The sequence below is a fragment of the Pseudomonas sp. NKUCC02_KPG genome, assembly GCF_019345465.1.
Lineage (GTDB): Bacteria > Pseudomonadota > Gammaproteobacteria > Pseudomonadales > Pseudomonadaceae > Aquipseudomonas.
Genome location: NZ_JAHKRC010000017.1, coordinates 75794 through 89535, shown reverse-complemented (window position 1 = coordinate 89535; position 13742 = coordinate 75794). Strand labels below are relative to the sequence as shown.

Genomic DNA, 13742 nt, shown 5'->3' with positions numbered 1-13742 from the left:
ATTCCCCTGATCAAGACTGAAAGGCTCGCGAGATAGCGACAAAGCTCGGCCCGGCCAACACAATCATGAGTGCCGGGAACAGAAACACCATCATCACTACCGACATCTTGGCGGACATTTTGGAGATGTACTCTTCCATGCGAGTCAGACGACGGTCATCCAGCAGCTCTTTGAGTGCTTGCAATGACTTCATCGCGCCACCGCCCTGCTGAATCAATTGTTGAAGAATCACGCAGGTGTCATTGAATTCGTCCACGTCCAGCAAGCTTGCGGTTTTGCTCAGTTCCTGGCTCAGCTCCAGCCCCGAATCAACTCGCGACAGCACTACCCGCAACTCGCCTGTAAGCACTGGCAGCAGCTCCCGAGCATCCTGGCTCAGCACCCGTAGCGCCTGTTCAACGGCCATGCCGGACTCAAACAGGATGCGCAGCAACGGGATAAAGGTAGACACCTCTACCGCTACTTCTTGTTGCCGCCTCTTTGCAGCGTAGGCCAGCATTCGCTTGGGGATCAGATACCCCAGCGCCAGTGAGAACAACAAAACAACCAATAGGTTGCCGGACCTGGGAAAGAACAATTCATGCCCCAAAAACACCAGCCCGGCAAACGCAAACGGCGTACCGATCTGAAACGCTGCAAACAGCGAACGCTGACTGGCGGTACGCCAGCCAAGACGGTTGAGCAGGGTCTGGGTTTCGCTGTCCATCGTGATCGAACGTTGGCCAAACTTGCTGTTGCCCACCGTCCGCATCCAGAGACTGAGCTTGCCCGGGCCGCTCTTGTCACCCTCCAGGCGCTGCATCACCCGCTGCTGAGCCAAACGGTCCTGAACCACGTTATTGATCAGCAGCGCCATGGCGCCCAACAGCAAAACTGCGCAAATCAAATACGCCATGTCATACGCTCCGTACCATGCGCCACAACGCAAGACTGCCTATTACTTGCATCGCCAACGCAGTAAGCAGCATCTGCTGCCCTCCCCCGTCCGCCCACATTTTGAGCATGTAATTTGGATTAGTGACCATAAAAAAGCCCACCACAAAAACCGGCAACAAACCAAGTACCACAGCAGTCATACGGGTTTCGCCAGTCATGGCCCTCAACTTGCGAGCTCCTTGTTCACGTTCACGAATCAATACAATCAGGTTTTCCAGCAGTTCACTGGCATTGCCGCCATAGCGATGGTTCACCTTCAGGCCAAGGGCGAACATGCGAAACTCGTCGCGCTCATACAGCTCGGCAAAATCGCTTACAGCTTCCGGCAGACTTACCCCCATCTGCACGTTACGTGACACCCGGCTGATACTGGTTTTGAGCGGATCACTGGATGCCTCGATTGCGTTCAGCACTGCATCGGCCAAGGTCCGGCCCGCCTTCAGGCTGCGAACGCTGTGATCAAGCAAGAGCGGCAGTTGCTCAACCATGCGCCGTACCCGGCGGTGGTAACGCCAACTGACAAATAGCTTGAGCAACAGTGGCGGCAACACCAGCAGCGCGAGAAAAAATACCCAGCCACCGATCAGGCCAGCCAGCACCACTGCTCCCGCCCACAGCGACAGCCATAAACCCAGGCGCTCAGAAGGACGCCCCAACCCCGCCTGCAAGAAAGCCCGGTCAAGCCAAGCTACGCCCTTTAATTTTTCCGAGGACTGCGGCTGCCCTTCCCCCAAACGGTCCAGCACGCGACTGGTTGTCGGATCCGTCAGAGCCCGATACACCAGACTCAGCGATAGCACGAACATAAGAAAACTGATGGTAAAAAGCAGTAAGGCCGGGATCATGATCAGCGCCTCAGCCGTGTGCATTCAGAATAGGGTCACGACGCAACTTGTCGCCTGCCGGGTTCAAGGCTTCGCGCATAAAACCAAAACCGGTGCGCTTGTCCAGGCGGAACAGGGTGTTGGTCACGTACACATCGTCACGCACCCCGACCACTTCCAGGACTTCACTGACGCAACGGCGACCATCAGGCATGCGCGTGAGCTGGATAATTACGTCCAGTGCAGCGCAGATCATCTGGCGCAGGGTTTTTTCCGCCACGGTGCGACCCGTCAGGCCGACCAGGGTTTCCAGACGCAGCAATGCATCCTGTGCCGTGTTGGCGTGGACAGTGCTCATCGAGCCATCGTGACCGGTGTTCATCGCGGTCAATACGTCGAGCACTTCCACCCCACGAATTTCGCCGAGGATGATGCGGTCCGGACGCATCCGCAGGGCGTTGCGAATCAGGTCGCTGGACTTCACTTCACCATGCCCTTCGGCATTGGGCGGGCGTGTTTCCAGGCGCACCACATGGGGGTGCCCCAACTGCAGCTCGGCCACGTCTTCGATGGTGACCAAACGTTCGTGGGGGTTGATCAACTGGCTCAGGATATTGAGCAGCGTAGTTTTACCGGTACCGGTACCGCCGCTGATCAAGATATTGCAGCGCTTGCCCACCGACTCCTGAAAAAACTCATAGATTGCCTGGTCGATGGTTTGCATCGCCACCAGGTCGCTGCTTTTGAGCATGTCCTTGCGAAACTTCCGGATCGACAGGCACGGCCCGTCCAGCGCAATGGGCGGAATGATCGCGTTGACCCGGCTGCCATCCGGCAGACGTGCATCCACCATCGGCGAAGACTCATCCAGGCGTCGCCCCAGCGGCGCCAGAATGCGCTGCATGACCCGTTCAACGTGATGATCGTCGATAAAACGCAAATCGCTCTGGCTAAGCAGACCCTCGCGCTCAACAAACACGCGATGGGGGCCGTTGACCAAAATTTCCGTGACGGCAGGATCTCGCAGCAAGACTTCAAGCGGGCCGAACCCCGTCAGCTCGTCGACGATTTCTTCAGCCAGACGCTCCATTTCATAACGGGAAATCGCCAGGTGCAGGCGCGACACATATTCAGCCACCCGCTCGGTGACAAACTGGGCCAGGGACACACGGGAGCCTTCCAGCAGGTTAACCCCGGTCTCTTCAATGGCATCGATGATGTAGCGATGCAGTACCAGCTTAAGACCGTCATGGTCAGCACGCCCGTCCTTGTACAGGCCGGAGCCAAACAACTGTTCGTTGTTCATTTGGCCCCCCACAGGCGGTTTAACCACGCGCCAGACTTGGAAACCGTTTGCTCGGACGACTGCGAGCGCTTGGTCAATCGCTCACCCAGTTTTTTCAACGCCAGGCTCAGGGCTTCCCGCGGAGCCAGATCAAACAGGGTGGTGGCCTGATTCTTGGCATTGATGCGTAGCTCAGGGCTGAGCGCCAGTGTCGCCATCACCGGCAGGCCAAAGCTCTTGCCCAGGGCATCGGCATTCGGGGCAACGCCCCCCATGTAACGATCGATCAACAACCCCGTATGCTCAAACTTCATGCCCTTGGCCCGCCAGCGAGCGAGCACGTCCAGGTTGCGGCGGCAATCAAGCACGCTCTGGTCGGTGTACCACAGCAAGCTGTCGCAATGGGTGGCAAAGGTGCGCAGCGCTTCACTGTCTGGCTGCCCCGTGAGGTTGACCACAATGTGCTGGAAATGCTGGCGCAAGGCGCTGAGCAACATATACAGCTCGGCGGCACTGGTGTGCTCCAGCGGCTCATCACTTTCGCTGTGGGCCAATACCCGCAAACCACTCGCTGTCTTGGTAAAGGCACTGTCAATCAAGGTGCTGTCCAGGCGTCGTAAATGGCGCAGGGCATCACCAAAGAAGAACGTACTCTCAAGCCCCAGCACGGCCAGACCATCGCCACGGGGCACGCCCAGGTCCAGAAACAGGGTTTTTTGATCGTGTTTTTGCACGACCAGCCCAAGGTGGCTGGCAACCAGTGCGCCATCGGCATTGCATTGGGCGCTGAACAACACGCTCAACCCGCCCAGTTCGGCGTTGGGCGCCACCGGCGGCAAGCGTTTGCTCAGACGGCGAACCAGCCCCGCCACTTCACTGGAGCGCGAACCGTAGGCGACAAAATCCCTTGCCCCGGCGCGCATGGCGTTGAGCACCAGCTGGTTATCCATGCCGTCGCCCAAGGCAACAATGGCCAGCATGGGCTTGGCTTCCAGCGCGCCTTCAATCAGCGCGCACTGGTTGACCACCTTATCCCGGTCCAGGCCTACAAAAATCAAACCGGCAAACGTCACGTCAACCAGTGCCAGCAGTTCATCCAGGCTACTGGTGCCTGCACCCACCACTTGACCCAACGGCGCCAAGGCACCTTGCAGCCATTCAAGATCGGTGTTGTTGCGCGTCAGCGCGAGAAATGTCTGGCTCAGGCTTTGGCTCATTGGGATAACCCGCTACGGCTGTTGAATTTGCCGTTTTCCAGGAAGTACAGGCGATACCAGTTAGGGTCGTAGTTACGCAGTTTCTCCCCGGGCATCGATGGCAATGGCGCATTGGCAGCCAATGGCTGAACCAGATGCGGGGTCACGATCATCAGCAACTCTTTCTCTTCGCGGCTGATATTGGAGTCGCGGAAGAACGCGCCAAGAATCGGGATATCCCCCAAGCCAGGGAACTTGTTGACCTGTGAGCTGTTGCGCGAACTGATCAAGCCACTGATCACAAAACTTTCGCCATCGGCCAGGGAAATACTGGTGTCGGTGCGTCGAACTGTCAGGCCCGGTACCAAAGTCCCGGCGATATTCACCGCATTGGTGTAATCCAGATCACTCACCTCAGGTGCCACTTTCAGCATGATGCGATCACGTCCAACCACGGTAGGGGTCAGGGTCAGACGGATACCGAACTCCTTGTACTCGATCGATACGTTGTCGCTGCCGCTGCTGGGTACCGGGATCGGCACTTCACCACCCGCGAGGAAGGTTGCACTCTGCCCGCTCATGGCCACCAGGCTTGGTCGTGCAAGGGTGTAGGCAAAACCGCTGCCTTCCAGGGCATTGATCATCGCTTTGACCTTGCCGCCGCCAAAGCCAATGTTGAAATACTTGCTGTTGGCAACCGGACCGCCCGTGATCACCCCTTCAGCCGTACTGAGGAATGAGTTCGGCGAGCCGAACAGAAAGTTGCTGCCCATGCCGAAGATAGAGGTACTGGCCTCTTGCAGTTTGGTACGGCTGACTTCTACAAACCGAATGTCCGTTTGCACCTGAATGGGCAACGTCGGGTCTTCGGTCGGCGACAACGACGCACCGGCCAAACCCGAAGTGGCCTTGCCCTTGACGAACAGCATGGTCTGGTGTGGCTCTTTCGAACAGGCGCTCCAGACCATCAGACTGGTAGTGCCCGACGCAACGCCGGTCAGCAAAAAGGCGTTTTGGCCATTGGTGCGAACATCGGCAACCGTGGGATCACCCACAGCGATGCGAGAAATGTTGACCGGGAAGCTCATGGCCTTCTGGGCCCCCTGGGGCACTTCCAGTACCGATGGCAATGCGTTGAATGCGGCGCAATTGTCAGCAGCGGCCAGGGCCATTTCCAGAGGCAAACTGCTCAGGATCAATGTCCAGGCAGCACGTTTATAAAACGGAGCGCGACGTTGGCTCATGTTCGATGTCCTTATAGATCAGGATTTTTATTGGGCCGACTGCTGAGCCGTTTGATTGCCGCGAATAACTTCAATACCGCGCACTCGAGGAGCGCCAGAGGGACTGCTGACGGGCGCCCTGGCTGGACTGGCCATGGCTAACTGGTTGAATTGATAAAGACTGCGTTTGGCATTCTCAAGGTTAGTCTCAGATTGCTGCTCACCCGCCCAATATTTACTCAACCGTTGTTCATCGGCACTGCGCACAGCCAGACGCAGCGTACCGGCCTGGGTTGCGAGCATCAGTTGATTGAGCAGAAGCTCGGGAATCGCCAGCACTGCGGAGCGCGCATTGATCCGGCTCTGCTCCAGCCTGAGTGCTTCTTCGGCATTTTTCGGCTGGCTGGCCAACTGGCCATCGCGGGTCAAACCCAGCTCGGCACCGACACTCAGCACACGCACGGCAGGCAACACCACTTGAGCCGACTGCTGTGGATTCCCGGCGTCCTGGCGCAGAAATAGCAGAATATCGACGTAGTCACCCGGGGTTAACTGCCCTCCAGCGGCAGAAACTTCGTCAATCATCACTGCCAGTGCCCGCTCATCAGGGCGGATCATGCGTGCCAGTGGTCCACCCATTTCAAAGCTTTGTTCATTGAGCCAAGTGCCCGCACTCAGGCTGCGCCAGGGGGTACGACCTACCGCCTGATCGATTGCAGTGAGGCTGCCTGCAGGCGCGGTACGGAGCTTTTCCAGGGTCACATCGTCAGCCGTCAAGGCCACATTCGGAGGTACATCACGGGCCAGCACCACTACCGATTGACGGGTTTTGTCATCAACTGCCGTTACACCTTGCTCCACAACCTGGGCCACCGGAACTTCGGCAACTGGCTGCTGTCGACTTAATACCAGCCCCCAGTAACCGGCGGCAATTGCCCCTACAAACAGTATGGCGGCCAGTATTAAACTGCGTCGATTGTTCATGCACAAACTCCCTTTTTCACTGCGCACGGCAGACTAATAAACCCATTCACACAGGCAGCCATAAAACATCAAGGCTATTGAAACCATTCGCTATTTAAAAATAGCTCAGTTGAAGCAAAATGCCATTAGCAACAATAAAAAGCTCTAATTAATTGTGAATAGTTTGATTTAGCACACATTTTTAAAAATGATCATTTGGACTAATACTTTGTGATTAGTCCATTGTTACAGTTGTATGGAAGTGATTTATTGCCAATCCTATGATGGCAGATGGAGATCAACCTGCACCATTGTTACGCAGTGCCCGACCCGGTGCACTCAAGGAGAAGTCAGATGATGTTAGATACTGTTCTGAAAGTGTACGTACCTGCACAGGTGCTTCTGGCGCGCCAAGCCAAATTATTTGCAAAAAGAACAGAGGGTGCTTCGGGTATTGAATACGCGATTATTGCGGCGATGGTAGCGGTAGTTATTGCGGGTCTTTCACCCGGTGTAGGAACAGCAATAAAGAATTTGTTTGCTGAAATTGTTAGCGCTTTACCTAAGACCAAAGAGTAACCCTTTAATTACCCCGAGCTTTTAAAATGCCCCTCTCCCCATCACGGCAACAACTGCTTCTGGTGGATGACGAAGAGGACGCACTGCTGGAGTTGGCCGAACTGCTTGAGGGCGAGGGCTTTTGTTGCTTTACGGCAACATCAGTCACACTCGCCCTTTCGCAGTTGACCCGGCATCCGGATATTGCGCTGGTCATCACTGACCTGCGCATGCCGGAGGAAAGCGGGATTGCGCTGATCAGGCGCCTGCGTGAGCACACATCGCGCCAGCATTTACCGGTGATTGTCATCTCGGGGCACGCCGATATGAGCGATGTCAGCGACTTGCTGCGGTTGCAGGTACTGGACCTGTTTCGCAAACCCATCTACCACGTGCGCCTGCTCGACACCCTCGACAATCTCTTTCCAAAACCCGCACAGCTACAACTGGCCAGAACATAAAACCCGCCCCATAAAAACCCCGCAGTCTTAGTTAGCACTGCGGGGTTTTTTACATATAAAGCTTACAACTGATAACTAAAACTTAGTGTATAGCGCGGCCTGCGATTAAAACTGTCCAGCGCGATATCAGACATGGGTTTTGCAACTTCCAGGGCAATGTTGTAGTAACGTTTGTCCCCAAAACGCAACCCCAGTGCTGCGGAGGACATGTCCGAGCCTTTTAATGGCAGTTCGTTGTACCAGGCCTTGGCCCTGTCCACGATCGCATAAGGCTGCAGCAACTTGACCCAATCCCCGTCGCGGTTAAAGCTGTAGTTGAGCTCATAGGCCACGCCCCAGCCCTTGTCCCCCGACGCCTGGTCATCCGGATAACCACGACCGAAGTTCTGCCCGCCAAACACTGCCCGCTCGCTGTCAGGCAACGTGTCATCACTCCAGTACAACGCCCCCGACACCACGCCCTGCCAGTTATCGAAATAGCCGTCACTCTGCACGCCCGACAAACGCAAGCGGAAGAAGTCCAGGTCATAACGGCTGCCAGTCAGGGTGGTTTCGCTCTTGGCACCCATCGCGTCCATGCCCTGATACATACCGGCACTGACAATACGCAACTGCCTGGCATCGGACTTGCGCCAGTCACCTTCAAACGCCAGTGCGCGCACGTTGGTTTTTTCGCTGATGGTCTGGCCGAAGCCTGCCACCTCATAGTCGGTATTGTCGTTGACGCCATACAACCGGGCACCGGCACTGAGCCATTGATCCGGCGCGGCAATCAGCGGGTGGCTGACGCCAATCGAGAAGCGGTCATTCTCACGGTGAGGCTTGAGTTCAAAACCATCATCGGTAGCAATGCTGGTGCTCGGATCACTGCGATAACTGGAGCCATACAGGCTCAGTTGCGTGCCTTCGGCATTCAGGTACTGGCTGTAATCGAGACGGTAGTAGTGCTCCTTGTCGCGACCCGGCGGAAACAAGCCGCTCAGGGTCAACTGCTCCGCCATGGCCGTTTGCGAGTTACTGCTGGCCCCGAACAGTGCCTGGGTACTGTTACGGCTGCCCTCGACAAGGCTCATGCTGGTGGTGAACGGTTTGCGACTGGCACTGACGCGCAGTGTCGAAGCACCGTCGGTGGTACCCGGTGGCGGCACTTGCGCCTGCAAGGTCACACCGGGAATCCGGCTCATCAGGGTGCTGTAGCGATCAAATGTTTTACGGGTCAGCGGGCGCTCGCCCTTGAGCTTGTCTACCAGCTCATCGATATACCCCTTGACCCGCCCTATATCCCCGTCGATCTCGTAATTGCTGACATAGCCTTCGACCAGCACAACACGCACCAGGCCTTGATCGAAGTCCTGTTGAGGCAAAAACGCATACGACAATAAATAGCCATCGTCCTGGTAACGCTTGGTGATGCCGCGCGTGGCCTCGATTAATTCACCCAGGGTGATTTCATGGCCCAGCAGCGGCTTGAACACCGCACCCAACTCGGGCAGCGGGTAAATCGTGCCACCTTCGATCTGCAACTTGCGAATGGTCAGGCGCGTGCCCATGACCAGTGGCTGAGCCTCCCCGACTGCCGGCTTGGGCAATTCCAGCGCAGGCGCCGGCGGGCGATAGGCATCCACCGGCAAGTTGGGTGTGGGCAAGGTTTGCATGCTGTCGTTGCTATTGAGAAAGCGCGGAAGGGACTCGGCCCCCGCATACGGGGCCAGGGCCAATAACAAAAAGGGAACGCAATTACGCATATGACACTCCATGTTCAACTACAGCGGCATAACGAGGGGGGCTTCATCTTTGAATGATTCGCGAAGCTGCCCGAGCATCACGCCTACATCCTGCACATGAAAAAAGACGAGAGACTCATCTGAATCTCTCGTCCCAACCAAGCGTAGGCGCTGTAGGTAAGGCCGTCGAACCGGCCAGGTGCAATTAATCGTCAGTTTTTCTTGCCCAGATTGCCCAGCCCACCCAGCACTCCCCCAAGAGCACCACCCAGACCTGTATTGGCGCCCGTGTTACTACCTGTGCCGGTGCCTGCACCCAACAAGCCGCCGAGAGCGCCGCTCAGACCTGCGCCTGCGCCGGTACTGCCACCCGTGCTTGCGCCCACTCCCAACAGACCGCCAAGACCCAAACCGGCACTTGTACCGCCACCTGTGCTTGCACCTGCACCCAACAGGCCGCCAAGACCGCCACCAATGCCTGCACCGGCACCTGAACCATTACCCGTGCTTGCACCCACACCCAGCAGGCCGCCAAGACCACCACCCAGACCCGAGCCGGTGCCCGTGTTTGCAGCCGGATTCAGCAGGCCGCCCGCCTTGTCGACCGCACCGCCCACGCCCACCAGCACGCCACCTACCAGCGAGGTCACCGGATTTTTGTCGCCGGTTGTAGACACCTTGGTGCCAAGACCGCTCACGGTGCCACCGACCTTGGTCAGCAGCCCATCCACCGGGGCTCCAAGGCCTGTGGTGGTACCCACTTTGCCCGTGACGTTTTCTGCCAGGGAAATGACCGGTACCAGGACCTTGTCATTCACGCCCCCGGTCACCTTGCCCAATTGGCCACTGTTCACATTGGTGGTCAATGTGTCACCGAGCATGGTCACGGTTGTACCGACTTTGTTGACCAGCCCACCTGTGGTGTCAGTCACTTTGCCCACCAGGCCACCGGCCAGCGGGATCTGGCTGATTGGCGTGTTATCGAGCACTGTGCTCAAGCCAGTACCAACGGACGAAACGCCTTTACCCAGCTCGCTGACTGCATTGGTCGCACCCGCTACGGTGATGCCCAGGGAATTCTTGTCTGTGCCCAACGTACCCAGGCCATTCGTCAGGCCAGTGGTGACGGAGCTCACGGCATCGCCGGTTTTGACCACCAGGCCGCCACCCAGGGTGCCGACTACCGGCACCGGGGTCAGGGCAGTGCCCAGACCACTGACAGTGGTGCCTACGCCACCCAGGGCGGTACCGACTTGACCTACAACCTGGCCTGTAACCAGAGGCGTAGTCACACTGCCGCCAGTCCCGCCACCATCTGTACCGCCAGTGCCACCGGTACCGCCTGTACCACCCGTGCCGCCTGTGCCGCCTGTGCCACCTGTACCCCCCGTGCCGCCGTTTGCACCGCTGCCCGAACCGGTATTGGTTGTGGTCACATAGCTTTTGGAGCCGCCACCGCCACTGCTGCAGCCCGCCAGGCTGACAGTCATGACCAACAATAATGCTGTACTGGTTCTAAACCACAGTTGAGTGTTCATGATTAATTCCCTTGCACCTGTTACGCCTGAGTTCGAAGTTCCCTGCTCTGCGTCAGGGATACATTCATCCGTTGGGTACATAACAACCTCAAGGGTCATATCAAACAATTCACAACTTGGTATTAACCCCTTATATAAAGAGGCCGATACCCTGCTTGAGAACTAATACTTTAGCGTTAAGAACTTATTAAAAACGCTATTTATCAAGGTCAGGGACTGCCCACCAAAGTAAAAAACCCACCACCAAACTTTAGGTATATATACAATTAACAGCGTTTTATAAGCGCTTTATCCCGCAAAAACGCTTTGATTACCTCACTCCACCACACTGAACTCGACACGGGCGGTTTGCCCGCTTTCGTCAAGCACGCTGAGCTCATAACGCCCCACGTGTTCCAGGGTGGTGCTGAATACCTCCAGTGGCAGGCTGTCCCCCAAAGGGGCGCCGTTGATAAACCACCACCGCCGCCCCTCTCCGCCCAGGGTCGTCAATGCCAGCCGCAACAGCGACTGGCTCGCAGCCGGGCGGCGCAGGCGGTCGCCTTCGCGCACGCCCGAAATCGACAGCGGTGTCACTGCACTCAAGGGCGGTGGCGGGCATTGGCGTGAGGCGTCTGGCAGTCGCACCTCACGCCGTTCAACACGGGGTAGCCACGGTTCAAGCGGAGCAGGCCACAACGCCACCTCACGCACTTGCGCATCCGGGCATTGCGCCCCCACGCGCAGGCCCCGGGAGTTGACCCGGATGGTTTCCTTGAGCCCCACCCCCAACGGCTGGTCCGCCGCAAGCAAGGTCGGGGGAGTGGTGTGATCCAACGTCCAGGCAAAGCGTTGACGACGGCAATTGGGGTCACTCTTGTTCATGGGTTGGCCCAATGGCCAGCAGATCGCAGCCACCCCGACGCTGTCAGGTACGGCCTGCACCGGCGCCACAATACCGCGCTGGTTGTCGCGGTTACTCAGCACATCGTGGACTTGCAGCATCAAAGGGGCCGCCGACGCCAGGCCAAACTGCCCCGGCACAGGCGTGCCATCCGGGCGACCGATCCACACACCGATCAGATAACGCGGTCCAACGCCGATCGCCAGCGCATCGCGAAAGCCATAGCTGGTACCGGTCTTCCAGGCCAATTGCGGGCGCTGCACCAGATCGGCATGGGGGTCACGATCCGGGCGCGCCTGACCGCTGAGAATGCGCCGGATAATCCACGCCGCTCCTGGGGACAGCATGGGGCGATCGTGTAATTCGTCACTCGGCTGCAGACGTAAATTGGCGCTGCGCCCTTCTCGCGCCAGTGCGCTGTAGCCGCTGACCAGATCCTCCAGGCGAGTGCCGGCGCCGCCCAGAATCAGCGCCAGATTGGGTTGCGCGAGTGCCGGCAGGCTCAACGGCACGCCGCCATTGCGCATATCGGCGGCAAAACGCTTGGGGCCATAAGCCTCCAGCAACTGCACGGCGGGCAAGTTAAGGGACGTCACCAGCGCCGCACTGGCCGATACCGGCCCGCTAAACCCCGTGGAGAAATTACCCGGTCGATAGTCGCCATAGCGCCGGGGCACATCCTGCAGCAACGACTCGGAGTGGATCAGCCCCGCATCCATTGCCATGCCATACAAAAACGGCTTGAGGGTGGAGCCCGGCGAGCGCATGGCGGTGATCATGTCGACATGGCCAAAACGGCGCGCATCGTTGATATCCACCGACCCCAGATAGGCGCGTACCGCCATGCTCTCGGTCTCGACCACCACGATGGCGGCCGAGGTGTGATCGGGTAAACGGGCGCGCCAGCCCAGCAGCAAGTCTTCGAGACGGCGCTGCAGGCTGGCGTCGATCGTGGTACGAATCAGCGGCGGGCTGTCCGGGCGGTTGAGCCGTCGTGCCAACAACGGCGCCAAGCTCGGTTCCAGGCGCGGCGCCAGTAACAGCGGTTCTTCCTGCGCCTCGTCAACCGCCGATTGCGGCCACACCCGGTATTCGGCCAAGCGGCGCAACACCTTGTCCCGCGCCACTTGTGCCCGCCCCGGATGACGGTCGGGACGCAAGCGGCTCGGCGCCTGGGGCAACACGGCGAGCAGCGCCGCCTCGGAATGGGTGAGCTGGAGCGGAGACTTGCCCAGATAAGCCCAACTGGCCGCCGCGACCCCCTGTAACGTGCCGCCGAACGGAGCCCGGTTGAGGTACAGCGCAAGAATCTGGTCCTTGGACAAGTGCCATTCCAGCTGCGCCGTACGCCACAACTGGCGCAGCTTGCCGGGCAGCGTGCGCTCATGGGGATCGAGCAAACGCGCCACCTGCATCGACAACGTGCTGCCGCCTGACAACACCCGTCCGCCCGTCAGGTTTTGCCAGGCCGCACGGCCCAACGCCAAGGGATTGATCCCGGGGTGCTGAAAAAACCAGCGGTCTTCGTAGGTCAGCAAAGCGTCCAGGTACAACGGTGATACTTCACCGGTTTGCACCGGATAGCGCCACACGCCATTGGCATCGGCAAACCGCCACAGGGGCGTGCCGTCTTCGGCCAATACCACACGGGCCAGATCATCCCGGGGCAAGGGCAACGGCCAGATCCTGTCGGCCAACCACAGCAATGCGCACGCCAGCAGCAGACCGGCGAGCGTCCAGCCGACTATTTTTTTGATCCTTGCCCCCACTGACTCTCACTCTCTACGCAACTTGCGGCATGGATGGATGCCTAATCTGGCACAGTGGCCACCTTACTCATCGGAACATGACCATGCACGTCGAAAGTTTTATCGGAAATCTTGGCCTCTGGCTGGGCACACTGGTTCGTTTTATCGTGGAGAGCCTGAACGGCCTGTTTGGCGCCATCACAGAGGCAGGCAGCAGCTTTGTCGAAGGCATGGCGCGCGCGTTGGGCATGGACACCTCGATCATCAGCATTGCGGTACTGATCATCGGCTTGCTGTTTCTGTACAACGCCGTGCGCGCCTTCATGCGCGCCTCGGTCATCGGTGGCGTGATCTGGCTGCTGCTGGGCCTGTGGGTGCTGAGCTGGATCATCAACTGAGCAAG

General features: G+C 58.2%; 12 protein-coding genes. 3 read left to right on the top strand and 9 right to left on the bottom strand.

All coding sequences use genetic code 11. The features are described 5' to 3' along the window. Window positions 1–10: 10 nt before the first annotated feature. From KO536_RS20675 to cpaB, 6 genes are read right to left on the bottom strand one after another with little or no spacing between them, the layout of a single operon-like run. A complete protein-coding gene (locus KO536_RS20675) occupies window positions 11–895 on the bottom strand; it encodes a type II secretion system F family protein (protein WP_219262817.1) in 885 nt (294 codons plus the stop codon). Window position 896: 1 nt separating this feature from the next. Further along, complete coding sequence (locus tag KO536_RS20670) at window positions 897–1781, bottom strand: type II secretion system F family protein (protein ID WP_219262816.1); 885 nt, start codon at window positions 1779–1781, stop codon at window positions 897–899. Between the two features lie 10 nt (window positions 1782–1791). After that, the gene (locus KO536_RS20665; RefSeq protein ID WP_133078790.1) at window positions 1792–3066 is read right to left on the bottom strand and encodes a CpaF family protein; all 1275 of its coding nucleotides are present in this window, start codon (window positions 3064–3066) and stop codon (window positions 1792–1794) included. Next, window positions 3063–4262: a pilus assembly protein gene (locus KO536_RS20660; RefSeq protein ID WP_133078789.1), complete on the bottom strand. Its 1200-nt coding sequence runs from the start codon at window positions 4260–4262 to the stop codon at window positions 3063–3065. The genes KO536_RS20665 and KO536_RS20660 overlap by 4 nt, the downstream gene beginning before the upstream one ends. Next, window positions 4259–5485, bottom strand: coding sequence for a type II and III secretion system protein family protein (locus tag KO536_RS20655; protein ID WP_219262815.1), 1227 nt, complete (start codon window positions 5483–5485; stop codon window positions 4259–4261). Before KO536_RS20655 ends, KO536_RS20660 begins: the two co-directional genes overlap by 4 nt. A gap of 27 nt (window positions 5486–5512) precedes the next feature. Further along, window positions 5513–6448 (bottom strand): Flp pilus assembly protein CpaB, encoded by a 936-nt coding sequence (gene cpaB / locus KO536_RS20650; protein WP_133078787.1) that lies wholly within the window; start codon window positions 6446–6448, stop codon window positions 5513–5515. Window positions 6449–6781: 333 nt separating this feature from the next. Between cpaB and KO536_RS20645 the strand changes: the two genes are divergently transcribed. Then, complete coding sequence (locus KO536_RS20645; RefSeq protein WP_219262814.1) at window positions 6782–7006, top strand: Flp family type IVb pilin; 225 nt, start codon at window positions 6782–6784, stop codon at window positions 7004–7006. A 26-nt stretch (window positions 7007–7032) separates the two neighbouring features. Beyond that, window positions 7033–7446 carry a response regulator gene (locus tag KO536_RS20640; protein WP_219262813.1) on the top strand — a complete coding sequence of 138 codons (414 nt, stop codon included), beginning with the start codon at window positions 7033–7035 and terminating at the stop codon, window positions 7444–7446. A 62-nt stretch (window positions 7447–7508) separates the two neighbouring features. Here KO536_RS20640 and KO536_RS20635 read toward each other — a convergent pair whose 3' ends face one another. The 3 genes from KO536_RS20635 to pbpC all read right to left on the bottom strand — a co-directional run bounded on the left by KO536_RS20635 (window position 7509) and on the right by pbpC (window position 13360). After that, a complete protein-coding gene (locus tag KO536_RS20635) occupies window positions 7509–9191 on the bottom strand; it encodes a ShlB/FhaC/HecB family hemolysin secretion/activation protein (RefSeq protein ID WP_219262812.1) in 1683 nt (560 codons plus the stop codon). Between the two features lie 191 nt (window positions 9192–9382). After that, window positions 9383–10708 carry a collagen-like triple helix repeat-containing protein gene (locus KO536_RS20630; RefSeq protein ID WP_219262811.1) on the bottom strand — a complete coding sequence of 442 codons (1326 nt, stop codon included), beginning with the start codon at window positions 10706–10708 and terminating at the stop codon, window positions 9383–9385. Window positions 10709–11023: 315 nt separating this feature from the next. Continuing rightward, complete coding sequence (pbpC, locus tag KO536_RS20625) at window positions 11024–13360, bottom strand: peptidoglycan glycosyltransferase PbpC (RefSeq protein WP_374105720.1); 2337 nt, start codon at window positions 13358–13360, stop codon at window positions 11024–11026. A gap of 83 nt (window positions 13361–13443) precedes the next feature. Between pbpC and KO536_RS20620 the strand changes: the two genes are divergently transcribed. Next, on the top strand, window positions 13444–13737 hold the full coding sequence (locus tag KO536_RS20620; RefSeq protein WP_133078782.1) for a hypothetical protein: 294 nt from the start codon (window positions 13444–13446) through the stop codon (window positions 13735–13737). The last annotated feature ends 5 nt before the right edge of the window (window positions 13738–13742 follow it).